We start from the raw sequence: 16,505 nt of genomic DNA, 5'->3' as shown, positions 1-16,505 counted from the left end.
GAATGGGTGGGCGGCAGGAACGGATGCGGCCGGCCCGGCTCCTCTGGGGGCTGGGCGGGGTGCTGATTCCCGTCCTGGTCTGGGAGCTCTACAAGGCTCTCGGGCCCGCTGAGGGTGTGAGCGTTGGGGGTATTCCCCTGCTCCCGCGCACCACGGACCTGGCCATGCCGCACACCTGGACCATGCTCGCCCGGCTGTTCGCCCCGGAATCCTCGGCCGCCGGTGCCGTGCCCATGTGGGCCGCGGTGCTGCAGGCGGCGGGCTTCACGCTGGCAATTGCCGGGGCCGGGTGGCTGCTCGGGACAGTGGTGGGCCTGGGGCTGGCCATGCTGATGCAGCGCTTCCGCAGTGCCAATTCGGCGGTGCTGCCCTGGATCATCCTGAGCCAAACGGTGCCGCTGATTGCCATCGCTCCGCTGGTGCGGCGCTGGGGTTCCCAGCTCGAGTTCGGTCCCTTTGTCTGGGAGAACTGGATGTCGGTGGCGGTCATTGCGGCCTACCTGGCGTTCTTCCCGGTAGCCGTCGGAGCGCTGCGGGGATTCGGCGCTCCGGAGAAGGCGCATGTGGACCTGATGCACACCTACGCCCTGGGCTGGTGGCAGACGTTCCTGAGGCTGCGGCTGCCAGCCAGTGTCCCCTATCTGCTGCCGGCCCTGCGGCTGGCCGCGGCCAGTGCGGTGGTCGGCACTGTCGTTGCGGAGGTCTCGATCGGACTTCGGGGCGGAATCGGCCGCATGATCGTGGAATTTGCGGCCGCAGCCGGGGGAGACCCGGGCAAACCCTGGGCACCTATTTTCGGAGCCGTGGTGCTGGGCCTGGCCGCAGTGGGATGCGTCGCTTTGATTGGCGTGTTGCTGCGCCGCTACCGCAGAGGAGAACAGGCAGTATGAATGAGGCCCATTCTGACCGGCCGGCGGCCGCGGTCGAAGTGAGCGGCGTGGACCGGATCTTCCGGTCTGGCCGGGAAGAAGTACAGGCGCTGCGCGGCGTCAGCGTCACGGTCGCTGCCGGGGAATTCGTTTCCCTGATCGGTCCCTCCGGCTGCGGCAAAAGCACCCTGCTGCGGTTGATCGCTGACCTTGATACCCCCAGTTCCGGAATGATCAGCGTATTCGGGAAACCTCCGCGGCAGGCCCGCCTGGATCAGGACTACGGGATCGCCTTCCAGCAGGCCGGCCTGCTGCCCTGGCGGAGCGTCCGGGGAAACATTGAGCTTCCGCTGCAGACCCACGGCGCCGCGGCGGCTGCCCGCCGGGAGCGCGTCGACGAGCTGTTAGCGATGGTGGGACTCTCGGATTTCGGTGAACACTATCCCGACCAGCTGTCCGGCGGAATGCAGCAGCGGGTGGCCATCGCCCGGTCACTGGCGGAGTCCCCGAAACTGCTGTTGATGGATGAACCTTTTGGGGCGCTGGATGAGATGACGCGGGAAAGGATGCAGAACGAACTGATCCGCATCAGCGCCGAGACCGGCTGCGCCGTCGTTTTTGTCACCCACTCCATCCCGGAAGCGGTGTTTCTCTCGGACCGGGTGGTGGTGATGTCCCCGCGCCCCGGCGAGATCCGCGACGTCGTGGACATCACTCTGGGAACCGCTGCCGCCCGCGGTGCCGGCCTGCGGGAGGAGGCCGCGTTTTATGACGCGGTCCGGCTGGTGCGGGAGGCCCTGCACGGTGCGGAGCCGGCAGCCGTCCGGGGAGCTGAAACCCGATGAGCGGGATTGTCCGGGACCCGCCGGCGGCACCGGGTTCCCGTACCCGCGCCGGGACCCGCCCCTCCGCCAGGACGCGGGGCGTAGCCGGAATTGATCCCGGCCGCTTACCCGGAACAGGCCGGTCCCTTGCGGCGCCGCTGCTGCTGGGGGTGGCGGCACTGCTGCTGTGGCAGGGAGCCGTCTGGCTGCTGGAGATTGAACCATTCATTGTGCCGGGCCCGCTGGCGATCGCCGGGGCGTTCCTGGAAAACCTCCGGAACGTCCTGGATGCCGCGGCCGTGACCGGCGCGAACGCAGCCATCGGGCTGGTGGTGGGAGGACTGCTGGGCGTGGCAGCTGCCGTGGCGTCCGCCGCCGCACCGGTGCTGGACCGTCTCGCGGCGCCAATGGTGGTGGCGCTGTCCGTCATTCCGATCGTGGCCCTGGCCCCGGTCCTGTACACCATGTACGGGGCGGATCAGCAGGCCACCCGGCAGATCGTCGCCGGAATCGCCGTGTTTATTCCGGTCTACGTCAATTCGCTGCGCGGCTTCCGGCAGGCCGCTCCGGTCCACCGGGACCTGATGCGGTCCTATGCAGCCGGCACCTGGCAGATTACCCGCAGTGTAACCCTGCCCAGTGCCGTGCCGTACATGTTCACCGGGCTGCGCATCGCCTCGTCACTGGCCGTGGTTTCAGCCCTGATCGCGGAGTATTTCGGCGGGCCGGTGGGCGGGCTCGGCAAATCCGTAACCTCGGCGGCTTCGAGCAGCAACTACACCCTTGCCTGGGCCTACGTGGTGGGGGCAGTGCTGCTGGGGCTGCTGTTCTACGCAGTAACTGCCGGGCTGGAGAAGTACTTCTCCCGCCACACGGCCCGGGCCTGAACTGGGCGATCCACCAGCTTTTTCCATGTGCACCACGCCGTCGCAATCACCGTCCGCCAGAGGGGAAAAAACATGAACAGGCAGAACAAACCCAGCAAACCACTGACCACCCTGGCGGCAGCCCTGGCCGCAGCAGCCCTGGGACTGACCGGCTGCGGAGGTAGTGGCGGGTCCGGTGAGGAAGGTGCGGCCGCCGGAGAACTCACGCCGGTAAAGCTCCAGCTGCAATGGTTCGCGCAGGCCCAGTTCGCCGGCTACTACGCCGCACTGGACCAGGGCTTCTTTGAGGAGGAAGGCCTCGACGTCGAAATCCTGGAGGGAGGTGCCGATATTGTGCCTCAGGACGTCCTGGCTTCCGGTGACGCGGACTATGCCATCTCCTGGGTGCCCAAGGTGCTCGGCTCGATCGAACAGGGTGCGGCAATCACCAACGTCGCCCAGATCTTCGAGCGGAGCGCCACGCTCCAGGTGGCGATGGCGGACTCCGGAATTGACGGGCCGGAGGACCTGGCCGGCAAGAAGGTGGGCTCCTGGGGTTACGGGAACGAATGGGAGCTTTTCGCCGGCATGCAAAAGGCCGGCGTGGAAATCGGTGACATCGAACTGATCCAGCAGGCGTTCGATATGAACGGCTTCCTGGCCGGGGACATCGATGCCGCCCAGGCCATGACCTACAACGAGTACGCGCAGGTGCTGGAAACCGAGAACCCTGACACGGGGGAGCTTTACCAGCCGGAGGACCTGTCAGTCGTCGACTGGAACGAGGAGGGCACTGCCATGCTCCAGGACGCGATCTGGGCCGACACCCAGCGCCTGGAGGATGACGAGGAGTACCAGGCCACCACGGTGGCGTTTATCAAGGCTGCGATCAAGGGTTGGGCGTATGCGAAGGACAATCCGGAGGAAGCGGCTTCCATTGTTACCGGGGCCGGCTCCACGCTCGGACAAAGCCATCAGCTGTGGATGACGAATGAAACCAACAAGCTGCTCTGGCCATCGACTAACGGCGTCGGCCTGATCGACGAAGCGGCCTGGGAGCAGACCGTGGAGATCGCTATGGGCACTAAAAACGAAACCGGTGCAACGATCATCAGCGAAGAACCGCCGGCCACCGCGTATACCAATGAGTACGTGGAGAAGGCGCTGGCCGAGCTGGAAGAGGAAGGCGTGGATACCAGGGGCGCCGGCTATGAACCGATTGAGGTGACGCTGGCGGCCGGGGGTAACTGAGTGGTTTGAGCGCTGACCGGCCTGGCCGGCGCACCGCTTTTCGGCTTTTCCGTGGACCCCTCACCGGTGGCCCCGGCTGATGGCGGTGCGTCGGCGGTGTGCCGGAGTTGTGATGACTGTCGGAGTTCTGGCATATTGGCTGAGCGATTAAAGTGACGCCGTCGTGAGCGTCTTCCGCGACACCGAATAGGTGTAGATATGTCTATTAATCCAACGACGCCGCCCGTTAGTCTCACACTTCTTCCGGACCGTTTGAGTGTTTACCGTTTTGGTCCGGCTACCCCTTTGTTGGACATTGGCCAATTGTCTGGAGTGTGGTCGATTACCCGCACCCACAAGGAACTTTCCGTGGTGGCGGAGGAAAATGCCTTTCCTGCGGCAGACGACGTGGATCCTGGATGGCGTTGCCTCTACGTTGACGGGCCGATTCCCTTCGACCTCGCCGGGGTCGTTTCCGGTCTCACAACGGCAGTCGCCCAGCAGGGCTTACCAGTCTTCGTTTTATCGACTTTCGACAGTGACCTTCTGCTTCTGCGCGGTGAATTTTTGGATCAGGCTCTGCATGCCCTGAGGGACAAGGGATACCTGATCCAGCCACACCGAGGTGAAGAGCGATAAACCACCCCTAAGCGGGACGTCTCTCGCAGCGCTGTCACGGCCAGTGCCTTCGCACGTGTCGCAGACAGGGCGCCATGCAGGGCGCGTACCTTGTTAGGCATGCCGATCAACTTTGAGGTCCGTCGCGCGGAACCTGCGGATGCGCAGGACATGGCGAAACTTCACGTGCAGACCTGGCGTGAGACCTACCGAGGGCTGATGAGTGACGCGGTGCTGGACGATCCCGCGCTCCTGGACTGGCGCGAGAGGTTCTGGGCCGCGGCCCTAACGCACCCGGATTATGAGAAGAACACCGTTACCGTCGCAGCGTATGAAGGCTCAATGATTGGCATTGCAATGTCAGGACCTTCCCCGGACGGCGCCAACGAGTCAGCGCAGCTCTATGTTCTCTACGTACATGCCGCGTTCCACGGGTCGGGAGTAGGGAAGGCGCTCTTGGAATCAGTCATTGAACCCACCACACGTGCTGCGCTCTGGGTCGCCGACCCCAATCCCCGTGCACAAGCCTTTTACCGAAAGAACAATTTCGTTCCGGACGGGTTAGTGAAGATCGAGAATGGCGTGCGGAAAATTCGCATGGTCCGTTCAACAGCAGACGAACCCTGCGGAAGCGCGGTGCACGGCCAGGACATCCCGGTCCGCTAGGTAACTGAGAGGCGCTGCAGCCGAACGGACCTGCCCGCCGGTAGAATCCGGCGGGCAGGAGTGCTTAGCCGCGGGGCCGGGCCGCCCAGACGGTGCGGCTGCCATGCATCGCCAGGTCAGTGCGCCGGCCCAGGAACTGCGGACTGCTCGGGTCCAGCAAGTGATCAAGGGCGGCCAGGTCCTCCGGGGAAAGCGTGTCCTCCAGGCCGGCGCGGATCCTGGACAGGAACATCTGGGCGCTGCGGACCATGAGGTCAGGGTTCTGAGCCGTGGTGTGGGTGAAGGTCCGCTGGTCAATGAGCACCATCCCCGCCTCCTGGATGGCAGTGGCCCAATCCGGGTGCGCGTTCCAACCGGCGCGTGCCACCGCGGCATGACAGCGGTGTTCAAGTCCCGGAGTGCCGAAACCCAAGTCATCGGGCAGATGGCGCGGCAAGGCGTCCATTTCAACTACCACCAGCAGGCCGTCGGGAGCCAGAGTCTCGCCGATCCGGCGAAAGACGCCGTCCGGCTCGCTCATGTGGTGCATGGAGGATGCTGCCCAGATCAGGTCAACGCCGGCGAGCTGGGGCCAACTGGAATCGAGGTCCACCTGCTGGGTGGAGATCCGATTCGACAGTCCGTGTTTGTCAGCTGTGGAAGCCAGCCGTTCGAGCATAAACACGGACTGGTCGACGGCCACCACCCGCGCCTCGGGGAAGGTGCGTGCCAGGCCGAGGGTGCCGGTTCCCGTTCCCGCCCCCAGATCCATGATCGTTCCCGGGCTGTCCTGGTGGGCAGCTGTCCACTCAAAGATTTCCTGCAGATGCTCGTGCAGCAGCAAGGCATCCAGATCGAGAGCTTCGGCCAGGCCCGGCTCGTCTGCCTGCTGGTGCGCGTTGTGCCGGCTGAGCTGATGTCCCTCCTTGTGGCTGTCGTGATGGCCGTTGTGGGGTTCGTGCGGTTGCTGGGAGGTCATGACATAAGCCTAGGCATGCGTTGCTTCATTCGAATACACTCTTGCCTATGACGCAAGATCTCAATGAGAACCTTTCCCTCGACACAGTCATCCGGCAGCGCATCAAAGGCCTCCGCTTGGCGAAGGGCTGGTCGCTGGACGCCCTCGCAGCGCGCTGCTTCCTGAGTCCGTCCACGCTGAGCCGGATCGAAACCGGGCACCGCAGGATTGCCCTGGACCAGCTGGTGCCCCTGGCAAAGGCGCTGGGGACCACACTGGATCAGCTGGTGGAGTCCGCTGAAGATGACGACGTCGTGATCCGTCCGGAGCCCGAACACCAGCGCGGGGTAACCACATGGCTCCTGTCACGGGAGCATTCTGCCAGCGGAACAACCGTGGCCAAGATGCGGATTACTCCGGAACGCTCGATGGACGACGTCGGCCTGAGTGTTCACCCCGGCCGCGAATGGTTCACTGTGCTCTCCGGGACCGTCAGCCTGGTGCTGGGGGAGCGCACCATCCTGGTTCAGGAGGGGCAGGCCGCCGAGTTTTCCACGATGGTCCCGCACCGGGTGGGTGCCCATGAGGGTCCCGTCGACGTCCTGACGATCTTCGACCATGGCGGGGAGCGGGCGCATCTTCATTCGCATGATTGATTGGTTTAGGGAACGCGGACCGTAGGCTGTGGGGCGCTGGGTGCCCGCGCTTAGCGGCACCGGCCTTCACCGCCGTCGGTTACGTGAAACCGGACGCTCCCTCGCCGTTCGCGGTCTCCTCAATCCAGTCAATGACCTCATCCGGATAATAGAGCCCGGAACCGCCGCCGGCCGGCTGAGCTGCCGGACCGCCCGCCGCCAGAACCTCGGCCGCGATTCCGTCCGGCACCGCATCGCCGTTGTTACTGACCAGCCATGCGCGGGTGGCCGGTTCCAGCCGTGACCACCACTGCGTCCCTGCTGTTTCTTTTCCGCTGTCCATCTCCACAGTGTGGGACGCAGACTAAGGCAGCGGAACCCCTCGCTCCACCGGCCGCAGTTTGTGCCGGGTGGAGCCGCACCTGGCTCCAATGAAAGGGTTTGCTCATGGAAGACTCCCTGCTGACATCCCGCCTGCCGATCGCTGCCGCCCCCATGGCAGGCGGCCCGACGACGACGGCGCTGGCCCTCGCAGTGGCGGAAGCCGGAGGCTTTCCGTTCCTGGCCGGCGGGTACAAAACCCCCGAGGCCCTCGCCGGAGAGATCAACCAGCTCCGGGCCAGCGGACATTCCTTTGGAGTGAACCTCTTCGTTCCCGGTTCCAACGCCACGGCTGCCGTCGATGAGGCCGTCTTCCGCGCCTATGCACACGAACTCCAGGCCGACGCCGACAGGTACGGACTCACACTGGAGCCGGTGCCGGTGGCAGACGATGACTTCTGGGCGCAGAAACTTGCCTTGCTGCTCCGGGACCCGGTGCCTGTTGTCTCGCTGACGTTCGCGCTGCCCGATCCCGAAGTGATCGCAGCCCTGCAGCAGGCGGGAAGCCGGGTCCTTGCCTCCGTGACCACCGTGGCAGAAGCGCTGCAGGCAGAAGAAACCGGTGTTGACGGGCTTGTGGTCCAGGGACCAGAGGCCGGCGGGCACAGCGCCACCTTCGACCCGGGCCGCCGAATCGAGCCAACCAGCACCAGGGACCTGGTCGGGGCGGTCCGCGCCGAAACCAGCCTGCCGATCATTGCCGCCGGCGGCATCGACGGTCCGGATGCAGTCCGGGGGCTCCTCGCCGCAGGTGCCGTGGCCGCCGCCGTCGGCACCCTGCTGCTGCGGACTGACGAGGCCGGTACCTCGCCCACGCATCGGACGGCCCTGGCAGACTCCGCGTTCACTGAAACGACTCTGACCCGCGCTTTTACCGGCCGGCCGGCCCGGGCGCTGCGCAACGGGTTCATCGACCGGCACGAGGCGCACGCACCGGACGCGTATCCCGCGGTCCACCATCTCACCCGTGCCCTCCGTCAGGCCGCAGGAAAGGCAGGGGACAGCGGAACCCTGCACCTCTGGGCCGGCACCGGCTGGCGCAGCGCCCCGGACGGGCCGGTGGCCGACGTCGTCCGCTGGCTCGCCGGTGAGGCGGAACGGACGGATGGGACAGAGTGACCGGCCTGGCCGCCGCCAGTGCAGCCAGGCCGGAATGGTCACCGCGGCGGCGGCACCCTAGGCTTAATGGGACGCTGCGGCACGCCCGCAGCCGACGGATCATTTGAAAGGACTCCCTTGAGCAAGCTGCCCTGCGCTGAACTCCACCTCCACATCGAAGGAACCCTGGAACCGGAGCTGATCTTTGAGCTGGCTGCCCGGAACGGCATCGACCTGCCCTACGCAGACCTGGACGAGCTCCGCGCGCGCTACGAGTTCACCGATCTGCAGTCCTTCCTGGACCTGTACTACGCCAACATGAACGTGCTGCGCACCGAAGCGGACTTCGCGGACATGACCCGCGCCTACCTGGTCAGGGCTGCGGCTGCCGGAGTCCGGCATGTGGAAATGATGGTGGATCCCCAGGCCCACCTGGTCCGCGGTGTTCCCCTGGAGACCTGCATCAATGGTGTTGCCTCCGTCCTGGCGGAGTCCCGGGAGGAGTTCGGCATTTCCTCGGGGCTGATCGCCGCGTTCCTGCGCGACCGGTCGCCGGAGGAAGCCGGACAGGTGCTTGCCGACCTGCTGGCCATGGACGCGCCGATCATCGGCATCGGCCTGGATTCAGCGGAAGTGGGCAACCCGCCGGAGAACTTTGTGCCGCTGTACGAGCGGGCCCGCGCCGCCGGCCTGAAACTGGTGGCCCACGCCGGCGAGGAGGGACCGTCGCACTACATTGAGCAGGCCCTGGACCTGCTGCTGGTGGACCGGATCGACCACGGAATCCGCTGCATGGACGACCCGGCCCTGGTGGAACGCCTGGAGCGGGACCAGATTCCGCTGACCATCTGCCCGCTCTCCAACGTCCGGCTGCAGGCGGTGGATTCACTCGAAAGCCACCCGCTGCCGCTGCTGCTGGAACAAGGACTGAACGTATCGGTGAACTCCGATGATCCTGCCTACTTCGGCGGCTACGTGGACGACAACTTCGCCGTCCTCCGCGAGACCTTCGACCTGAATCCAGCCCAGCTGGCGCAGCTGGCCGGCAACTCGATCACCGGCTCGTTTGCTTCTGCCGAACGCAAGGACGAGCTGCTGGCCGAGCTCGAGGCCTGGCTGCTGGTGCAGGGAACTGAATAGTCACCGTTCCCGCCGGAAGGTCAGGCGGACGACGGCGCCGGCCACCACGGCCATCAGCCCCAGCGCGACGTCCAGCAGCGGCAGGGACAGCGCCAGCAGGAGAGCCCCGGCGATCCCCAGCAGGTTCAGCACCCGCGGGGTGTACCAGCGCCGGGACCGCAGGGTGAACGCGTAGACCGCGGTGAGGCCCGCGTAGAGCAGGCCCATAAAGGCTGCGACACCCAGCAGGGTCGTCAGGGGGAAGGCGAGAACCAGGGCGATAACGACGGCGGCTCCCAGGGTAATCCCTGCCCACTGGGCCGCTGAACGCCCCCGGACCGGCGCCCGGGTCCGGGTAAAAACCCGCGGCAGTTCGCCTTCCTCCGCCATGGCCCCGGCGACGCGCGCGCAGCCGGCATTCAGTGCAGACAGCGCACCCAGCCCGGCGGCCGCGGCGGCAATCATGACGGCCCCGGTGCCAATGCCGCCGCTGACCTGGCTTACCGGGCCGAGCAGCGGGGCGTCCTCCGCGGCCAGCGCCGGAGCACCAAAATAGCTCAGCAGTGACTGGCCCACCGCAAGGTACAGGGCCAGCACGACGGCGAGGGCCGCAGGCAGAGCCAGCGGAATGTTCCGCGCGGGGGAGCGCACATGCGGGCCCAGTGACGCGAGATAGCCGTAACCGATAAAAGCGAAGTAGAGCAGCGCAGCCGATTCCAGGATGCCGGTCACCCCCGGCTCCGGCAGGGTTGCCAGTTTGACGCTTCCGGGCGGGCGGTCGGAATTAAACGCGGCTACTGCCACGAACGCCAGCACCGCAATCACGAACGCCACAATGAACCGGGACACCCAGTCGCTGCGCGTTATCCCAAAGACATTCAGCACGGCAGTCAGGACCACGGCGGCAACCGCCGCGGGAACCGCGAAATCCGGCAGCAGGTAGGTGCCAAGCATCAGGGCAGCCACCGCAGAGGCTGCCAGCCGGGAACAGAGGAACACCCAGCCGGTAACAAAGGCCGCCGTGGGTCCCAGGAGCAGGCGCGCCCCGCGGGTCCCGCCGTCGTCGTAATTGGCTTGACCGGCTCCCAGAGCCGCGCTGACCTGAAAAATTGATACGCCGCACGAGTAGGCAACGACCGCGGCAATGGCCAGTGGAAGTGCCAGGGCCCCGCTGTCCGCAGCAATGGCAGCCGGGAAGACCACGAAAACACCGGCTCCGACAATCGAACCGATGCCGGCCGTCGTCGCATCGAAGCCGCCAAGGGGGCGGTTCTGGGCAGCGTTGCCGGACACTCATCCTCCGATCAGTCTGCCCCTGGCCGGGAACAGATTCGAACACCGGTAAACTCGAAGAAGATCTCTACTCACAATGGGCGGGAACGGGTGTTTCCGCAACCAATCAACTTGAAAGGACTGCTGTGCTGCGCACACACGCCCTTGGTTCCCTGAGGGCCGAGCATATTGGACAGACCGTTACCCTGGCCGGCTGGGTTGCCCGCCGCCGCGACCACGGAGGCGTTGCCTTCCTGGACCTGCGTGACGCCTCCGGTGTTGCCCAGGTGGTCGTCCGGGAAGAAGACGTTTTCCACGGCCTGCGCAATGAGTACGTCCTGCAGATCACCGGCAAGGTCGAGCGCCGGCCCGAAGGCAACGAGAACCCCGCGCTGGCCACCGGTGAGGTCGAGGTCATTGCCGACGACGTCGTCATCCTCAACACCTCGGACCCGCTGCCGTTCCAGATCGATGAGCACGTCGAAGTCGGCGAGGAAGCGCGCCTGAAGCACCGCTACCTGGACCTGCGCCGCCCGGCGCCGTCCGCGGCCCTGCGCCTGCGCTCGGAAGCCAACCGCGTGGCCCGTGAGCTGCTGCACGGCGAGGGCTTCGTGGAAATCGAAACCCCCACCCTGACCCGGTCCACCCCCGAAGGCGCCCGCGACTTCGTGGTGCCGGCCCGCCTGGCACCCGGCTCCTGGTACGCGCTGCCGCAGTCCCCGCAGCTGTTCAAGCAGCTGCTGCAGGTCGGCGGTTTCGAGAAGTACTACCAGATTGCCCGCTGCTACCGCGATGAAGACTTCCGCGCGGACCGCCAGCCGGAGTTCACGCAGCTGGACATCGAAGCCAGCTTCGTCGAAGAGAACGACATCATCGCCTTGGGTGAGCAGATCGTGAAGGCGCTGTGGAAGCTGATCGGCGTCGAGATCGAAACCCCGATCCGCCGGATGACCTACACCGACGCCATGGCCCGCTACGGCTCGGACAAGCCGGACCTGCGTTTCGGCCTGGAGCTGACCGAACTCACCGAGTTCTTCAAGGACACCACCTTCCGCGTCTTCCAGGCCCCGTACGTTGGCGCCGTCGTGATGCCCGGCGGTGCCTCGCAGGCCCGCCGCACCCTCGATGCCTGGCAGGAATGGGCCAAGCAGCGCGGTGCCAAGGGCCTGGCCTACGTGCTGGTCCAGGAAGACGGCACCCTCACCGGGCCGGTCGCCAAGAACCTCACCGACTTCGAGCGCGAAAACCTGGCTGAGAAGGTTGGCGCCAAGCCCGGCGACTGTATCTTCTTCGCCGCCGGAGACGCCGCCTCCGCGCGCGCACTGCTCGGCGCAGCCCGCGTCGAAATCGGCCACCGCACCGGCCTGATCGATCCGAAGGACTGGGCATTCGTCTGGATCGTTGACGCCCCGATGTTCGAGCCCGCGGCCGCAGCCGTGGCCGCCGGTGACGTCGCTGCCGGTGAAGGTGAATGGACCGCCGTGCACCACGCGTTCACCTCACCGAAGCCCGAGTTCATGGACACCTTCGATAAGGATCCGGGGTCGGCTCTGGCCTACGCCTACGACATTGTCTGCAACGGCAACGAAATCGGCGGCGGTTCCATCCGTATCCACCAGCGCGATGTGCAGGAACGCGTCTTCAAGGTGATGGGCATTTCCGAGGAAACCGCACAGGAGCAGTTCGGCTTCCTGCTCGAAGGGTTCAAGTACGGCGCTCCGCCGCACGGCGGCATCGCCTTCGGCTGGGACCGCGTGGTGGCCCTGCTGGCCGGTGCCGACTCGATTCGCGACGTCATCGCCTTCCCGAAGTCCGGCGGCGGCTACGATCCGCTGACCTCCGCTCCAGCTCCGATCAGCGCCCAGCAGCGCAAGGAAGCCGGCGTGGACTTCAAGCCGGAGAAGAAGCAGGAAAAGCAGCAGGAGAAGCAGCAGGAGAAGCCCGCGGCTGAGTAGCAGGTGCCGCGGGGCCTTTGACGGCTTCCGGAAGTCGTTTGGCATTTCCGGGTCCATCACAGCATCTGCTGCCTGAGCACAGATTCATAAGGCATTGTCCACACGCCCGGCTGGGAATCCCCAGCCGGGCGTTTTGCGTGCTGACCCCGCGGGCCGCTTTGGGCCGTCTGGCTGTCCGCCGGGGACCGGCGCGGCGAGGTTCTCCTCCCGTTCCGGGACTTCCTAGCCGCTCTGGGATACTGGGCGGGCGGGTTTTCCTTCGGTGTGGGACATTCCTGCCGTTAGGGGACTTTCCTGCGCGGTGGATTCTCCTCCCGTTCCGGGACTTCCTAACCAGTCTGGGACACTGGGCGGGCGGGTTTTCCTCCGGTGTGGGACATTCCTGCCGCTCTGGGACACCGGGTGGCCGGGTTTTCCTCCGATGTGGGACATTCCTGCCGTTAGGGGACTTTCCTGCGCGGCGCCGCGGCAGGATTGTCCCGCCGCGGACGGATTGTCCCCAAACGGTTTGTCCCCGAACGGGCCAGTCCAGGCCCACCGGGAGCAGCCGCAACTGCGCGCGTCTCCCGCAGTTCCGGCCAGAACTTGCGAAATCCCGCTAAGCACGGGAAAGAAAAGCAAGCAGGCTTTGCATTTTACGTGGAATGAATTCGGGGTTTTAGCGCCGTTTCCAGGTGCCCGCTATTCCAGCTGAGGAATGCCGATCCTAGGGTTTAGAAGGCGATTGTTTTCTGCCCGCACCTGACAATACGTCACATCGTCGATATACCGCGGGCCGACGAGGAACACGAATGCAGCGCAACGCTCCGCCCATCAGGAGACGCAGTAAGAACCACAAGTACCCGTTTCTGACCCGGCTTGCCACGGCAACCGCCGCACCGGCGCTCGTCCTGGGAATCACCGGCTTCGCCGCAGATCTACCCCGGACGGGAGAAGGACGCGGAGGAGAGTCCTTCGCCGCGGAAGCGGCATCGTCTCCACTTCCTCCGGTCCTCGCGGGTTTTTATGACACAACGGCCGACGGAACCGGGCGCCAGCTCCGTAACGACCTCACGGGCGGCCTCCAGGGGCAGGTGCAGTTCGCCCAAAGCCACACGATCAACGCAAGCGGCAACGCAGCGGCGAAAATGCCGTCCCTGGTCACTGACAGGGCGGCACTGGTGCTGTTCTCACCGCTCTCCGGTGCCACCCGGGTGAGCGTCAGGGCAACAGTCAACGGAGCAGCGCAGGGCACACTGGACCTGGCCGCCCCGGCGGATATTCCCAGGTCCGATATGAACATCACGAACAACAGGCCGGACATCGCCTATTCCTCAACGGCTTGGACGGCTGAGCTGCCGTGGAATTGGATGAGACCCGGTCTGGAGCTGACATTCGAAACGGAGAAGGGCAGCGGAGTCCTTGGCCGGCAGGGCATTGAGTTTGCGCCGCCGGCCGAAATGATCATCAGCTCCATTGAGCTCGGCATGCTTACTGACTATCCGACGTCGGACGGTCACTACATGTTCAACGAACCGGAGAAAGCCGGAGCAGATTATTTCCAGACCATTCCGGTCTCGAAACTGACAATGGCCATTTATGAACCGGTCCGTCTCGACAAAGTGATTGTGGCCTCCGGAGCAATCTACGACCAGAAGAGCGCCGTCAACGGCGACGTCTATTCCGGCGACATGCGGGAGAGCGTCGGTAAGGCGCAGGTGAGCAGCGGCATCAACCTCGCGAACTTCGGTACCACCAGCGGGCCCATGGACCAGAAACAGCCGGGTACCTTCAACCAGCGGATCATCCACCATTCCGCCGGGAACTACGCCAACGGAGTGCAGGCCCACGGACTCAGCGGCGGCAACGGCATGGCCACTCTCTTCGACTCGGTGGGGAACGAGCTCAGCCACGAACTCGGGCACTCCTACGGCCTGGGACATTATCCCGGCGTCGACACGTCAAAACAGGGCGATGAGCGGGTCATCAATGCAAGCCATCACAGTGAGAGCGGCTGGGGCTACATCGCCTACCGGGACCGGATGCGTTCCAATCTCTCAGCCGATACGGCTTTTACCGCCGCCGGTTTTGACCTGAGCGCAGGAAACTTCACGCAGAACTACCAGGGCATCTATAACTACCACCGGGACACGATGTCCGGGGGAGCCAATTCCAGCACCCTTTCGCGCTACACCCATCTCACCGGTTACAGCGCAGAAATCACGCAGCGTTCCCTCCGCACCGTGGTGCCGGACCTTGCCTATCCGAGCGGCTACCGCGACTGGGACTCCGCGGCGGGCGGATACGTTGATGCGAAAGCCAAAACGCCCTCTTTTTCAGCGCCCAGACCGTCCCAGGTGGGAGTCCCCGTGTACACCCTGCTTGGCGGTTACAACCCTGGAAAACCTGAGCAGACCGTGCTCTATCCCGCCTTCCGAAGCAACTACGGGAACGTCTTCAACCTTCCGCAGGCGGACACGGCGGCAACGGATTCAACCCGCCGCTGCTGGATGGAGATCAGTTTCCAGGACGGCCGGGTAGATAAGACCGCACTCCTGGCCACCGACGGAGTCAAGCAGTTCAACATCAACCTCTCCCAGGCGGATAAACCAACCGGTGCGTCCATCAACTGCCGGGTGAACGGCACGACGACGACGCTCGGCAGCCCGGTCACCATCGCGACGGACCAGGAGCCGCTGCGCCCCGCCGTCGTTATTGGCCAGGACGCCGGCTACGAAGCCCTGCGGGCCGTCGAACTGCCGGAACTTGAGGCCAAACTGCAGGCGGTTGCGGACCAGGATGTCCCGCTGCTGGACACGGACGGCACGGTGCTGCTGGCGAGCTGGAAGGACGACCTGAGCGGACTCACCCCGGCGGCACAGCAGACAGCCGCAGCAGTGCAGGAGCAGGTGGCGGCCGCCGCCTCAGTCGATGCCTTCATTCAACGGCATCAGGCGAAACTCGATGCCGGGGATGCACCCGCCACAGCGGAGCTTTTCACCCTCATGTCTTCGCTCGGGCTCGTGGAAAGCCCTACCCAGGTGCTCCCGGCCGGTGGCCGGCTGGAAGTCGACGGCGGCCATTGCCTGGTTCTGGGCGCCGACCTTGGCGTCACGGTGCCGCAGGACAAAACACTCTGTGCCGACACCGCAGCCCAGCGCTGGGTCATGGATGCCCGCGGAGCAGTTCACAGCGAAGCGCGTCCGGACCTGTGCCTGGTGCCGGGAACGCCCGTGAAGGTGGCATCCTGCACAACAGCCGCAGCGGCCCAGGTGTGGATCGCGGAGGCGGACGGACACCTGAAGAGTGCGGTGTCAAACTATCTCGACTTCCACCGCCACCAGGGAATCGCCGGGATGTACGGCAGGACATCCGGAACCAACCAGATCTGGACGGGCCTGGCGGCCTCCGCCAACCCGGGAATGGCCACACTGAAATCCAGCAGCCTGGCGACACTTTCCGGACTGAATTTCGCCAGCGCCGCGATTGACACCTTTATCCAGGACCACCAGGCCAAACTGGATGACAGGGACCCGGCAGCCACGGCGAAACTGGTCACACTGCTGTCCATAAACGGATTCACGGAAAGCTCCACCCAGGTCCTTCCCGTCGGTGGACGGCTGCTCGTCAACAATGGCCACTGCCTGGTGTTGGGCGGCAACCTTGGCGTTACTGTCCCCAGGAACAAGGCACTGTGCACCGATACGGCAGCGCAGCGCTGGTTCATGGATACCCGCGGCGCGCTGCACAGCGAAGCGCGGCCGGATATGTGCCTGGTGCCCGGCACACCGGTCAACGTTGCTGCCTGCTCGCCGGCTGATGCATCACAGGTATGGCTTCCGGAGGCGGACGGGCACCTCAAGAGCGCGGTATCGAGTTACCTCGACTTTTACCGTGACGAGGGGCTGGTAGGCATGTATGCGAAGAACGACGGAGCGAACCAGCTCTGGACAGGGTTCACCGTGTCAGCCAACCCGGGGATGGCGAGCCTGAGGGCCACCAGCATCGCAACGCTGTTCAGCCTTGGGCTGGACGCCTAGCACGGCAGTAACCGGC

14 protein-coding genes are annotated in these 16,505 nt (G+C 65.2%); 11 read left to right on the top strand and 3 right to left on the bottom strand.

From position 1 onward, the window contains the following. Positions 1 to 2 precede the first annotated feature (2 nt). The 6 genes from H9639_RS02995 (at position 3) to H9639_RS02970 (ending at position 5,073) form a co-directional block, all read left to right on the top strand. On the top strand, positions 3 to 890 hold the full coding sequence (locus H9639_RS02995) for an ABC transporter permease (RefSeq protein ID WP_225219079.1): 888 nt from the start codon (positions 3 to 5) through the stop codon (positions 888 to 890). Continuing rightward, positions 887 to 1,714: an ABC transporter ATP-binding protein gene (locus tag H9639_RS02990; protein ID WP_191806614.1), complete on the top strand. Its 828-nt coding sequence runs from the start codon at positions 887 to 889 to the stop codon at positions 1,712 to 1,714. Before H9639_RS02995 ends, H9639_RS02990 begins: the two co-directional genes overlap by 4 nt. Then, the gene (locus H9639_RS02985; RefSeq protein ID WP_191806613.1) at positions 1,711 to 2,580 is read left to right on the top strand and encodes an ABC transporter permease; all 870 of its coding nucleotides are present in this window, start codon (positions 1,711 to 1,713) and stop codon (positions 2,578 to 2,580) included. Before H9639_RS02990 ends, H9639_RS02985 begins: the two co-directional genes overlap by 4 nt. Before the next feature lie 72 nt (positions 2,581 to 2,652). After that, positions 2,653 to 3,810 carry an ABC transporter substrate-binding protein gene (locus H9639_RS02980; protein ID WP_191806612.1) on the top strand — a complete coding sequence of 386 codons (1,158 nt, stop codon included), beginning with the start codon at positions 2,653 to 2,655 and terminating at the stop codon, positions 3,808 to 3,810. 198 nt (positions 3,811 to 4,008) lie between these two features. Further along, a complete protein-coding gene (locus tag H9639_RS02975; RefSeq protein ID WP_191806611.1) occupies positions 4,009 to 4,428 on the top strand; it encodes an ACT domain-containing protein in 420 nt (139 codons plus the stop codon). 99 nt (positions 4,429 to 4,527) lie between these two features. After that, positions 4,528 to 5,073, top strand: coding sequence for a GNAT family N-acetyltransferase (locus H9639_RS02970; protein ID WP_225219078.1), 546 nt, complete (start codon positions 4,528 to 4,530; stop codon positions 5,071 to 5,073). 64 nt (positions 5,074 to 5,137) lie between these two features. Here the strand turns inward: H9639_RS02970 and H9639_RS02965 are convergent, their stop codons facing one another. Continuing rightward, entirely contained in the window at positions 5,138 to 6,031 is an 894-nt protein-coding gene (locus H9639_RS02965) for a class I SAM-dependent methyltransferase (protein ID WP_191806610.1), read from the bottom strand. A 47-nt stretch (positions 6,032 to 6,078) separates the two neighbouring features. Between H9639_RS02965 and H9639_RS02960 the strand changes: the two genes are divergently transcribed. After that, complete coding sequence (locus H9639_RS02960) at positions 6,079 to 6,666, top strand: helix-turn-helix domain-containing protein (protein WP_191806609.1); 588 nt, start codon at positions 6,079 to 6,081, stop codon at positions 6,664 to 6,666. Positions 6,667 to 6,745: 79 nt separating this feature from the next. On the opposite strand, the gene H9639_RS02955 is transcribed toward H9639_RS02960, so the two are convergent. Further along, entirely contained in the window at positions 6,746 to 6,988 is a 243-nt protein-coding gene (locus H9639_RS02955; protein ID WP_191806608.1) for a hypothetical protein, read from the bottom strand. A gap of 104 nt (positions 6,989 to 7,092) precedes the next feature. Between H9639_RS02955 and H9639_RS02950 the strand changes: the two genes are divergently transcribed. Further along, positions 7,093 to 8,145 (top strand): NAD(P)H-dependent flavin oxidoreductase, encoded by a 1,053-nt coding sequence (locus H9639_RS02950; RefSeq protein WP_191806607.1) that lies wholly within the window; start codon positions 7,093 to 7,095, stop codon positions 8,143 to 8,145. A 66-nt stretch (positions 8,146 to 8,211) separates the two neighbouring features. Beyond that, the gene (locus tag H9639_RS02945) at positions 8,212 to 9,264 is read left to right on the top strand and encodes an adenosine deaminase (RefSeq protein WP_191806606.1); all 1,053 of its coding nucleotides are present in this window, start codon (positions 8,212 to 8,214) and stop codon (positions 9,262 to 9,264) included. Here the strand turns inward: H9639_RS02945 and H9639_RS02940 are convergent, their stop codons facing one another. After that, positions 9,265 to 10,536, bottom strand: coding sequence for an APC family permease (locus tag H9639_RS02940; RefSeq protein ID WP_191806605.1), 1,272 nt, complete (start codon positions 10,534 to 10,536; stop codon positions 9,265 to 9,267). It abuts the gene before it with no gap. Between the two features lie 125 nt (positions 10,537 to 10,661). Between H9639_RS02940 and aspS the strand changes: the two genes are divergently transcribed. Both aspS and H9639_RS02930 read left to right on the top strand, forming a co-directional pair. After that, positions 10,662 to 12,470 (top strand): aspartate--tRNA ligase, encoded by a 1,809-nt coding sequence (gene aspS / locus H9639_RS02935; protein WP_191806604.1) that lies wholly within the window; start codon positions 10,662 to 10,664, stop codon positions 12,468 to 12,470. Between the two features lie 791 nt (positions 12,471 to 13,261). Next, positions 13,262 to 16,489 carry a M66 family metalloprotease gene (locus H9639_RS02930; RefSeq protein WP_191806603.1) on the top strand — a complete coding sequence of 1,076 codons (3,228 nt, stop codon included), beginning with the start codon at positions 13,262 to 13,264 and terminating at the stop codon, positions 16,487 to 16,489. Positions 16,490 to 16,505 lie beyond the last annotated feature (16 nt).

It is taken from the genome of Arthrobacter gallicola, from assembly GCF_014836775.1.
Classification (GTDB): Bacteria; Actinomycetota; Actinomycetes; order Actinomycetales; family Micrococcaceae; genus Arthrobacter_B; species Arthrobacter_B gallicola.
The sequence above is the reverse complement of the archived record's forward strand: the minus strand, read 5'-3'. Positions and strand labels throughout refer to the sequence as shown.

Excerpts from the sequence above, each read along its gene's own strand:
- H9639_RS02995 (WP_225219079.1), top strand. The coding sequence starts at position 3 with ATGGGTGGGCGGCAGGAACGGATGCGGCCGGCCCGGCTCCTCTGGGGG.
- H9639_RS02990 (WP_191806614.1), top strand. The coding sequence starts at position 887 with ATGAATGAGGCCCATTCTGACCGGCCGGCGGCCGCGGTCGAAGTGAGC.
- H9639_RS02985 (WP_191806613.1), top strand. The coding sequence starts at position 1,711 with ATGAGCGGGATTGTCCGGGACCCGCCGGCGGCACCGGGTTCCCGTACC.
- H9639_RS02980 (WP_191806612.1), top strand. The coding sequence starts at position 2,653 with ATGAACAGGCAGAACAAACCCAGCAAACCACTGACCACCCTGGCGGCA.
- H9639_RS02975 (WP_191806611.1), top strand. The coding sequence starts at position 4,009 with ATGTCTATTAATCCAACGACGCCGCCCGTTAGTCTCACACTTCTTCCG.
- H9639_RS02970 (WP_225219078.1), top strand. The coding sequence starts at position 4,528 with ATGCCGATCAACTTTGAGGTCCGTCGCGCGGAACCTGCGGATGCGCAG.
- H9639_RS02965 (WP_191806610.1), bottom strand. The coding sequence starts at position 6,031 with ATGACCTCCCAGCAACCGCACGAACCCCACAACGGCCATCACGACAGC.
- H9639_RS02960 (WP_191806609.1), top strand. The coding sequence starts at position 6,079 with ATGACGCAAGATCTCAATGAGAACCTTTCCCTCGACACAGTCATCCGG.
- H9639_RS02955 (WP_191806608.1), bottom strand. The coding sequence starts at position 6,988 with ATGGACAGCGGAAAAGAAACAGCAGGGACGCAGTGGTGGTCACGGCTG.
- H9639_RS02950 (WP_191806607.1), top strand. The coding sequence starts at position 7,093 with ATGGAAGACTCCCTGCTGACATCCCGCCTGCCGATCGCTGCCGCCCCC.
- H9639_RS02945 (WP_191806606.1), top strand. The coding sequence starts at position 8,212 with ATGGGACGCTGCGGCACGCCCGCAGCCGACGGATCATTTGAAAGGACT.
- H9639_RS02930 (WP_191806603.1), top strand. The coding sequence starts at position 13,262 with ATGCAGCGCAACGCTCCGCCCATCAGGAGACGCAGTAAGAACCACAAG.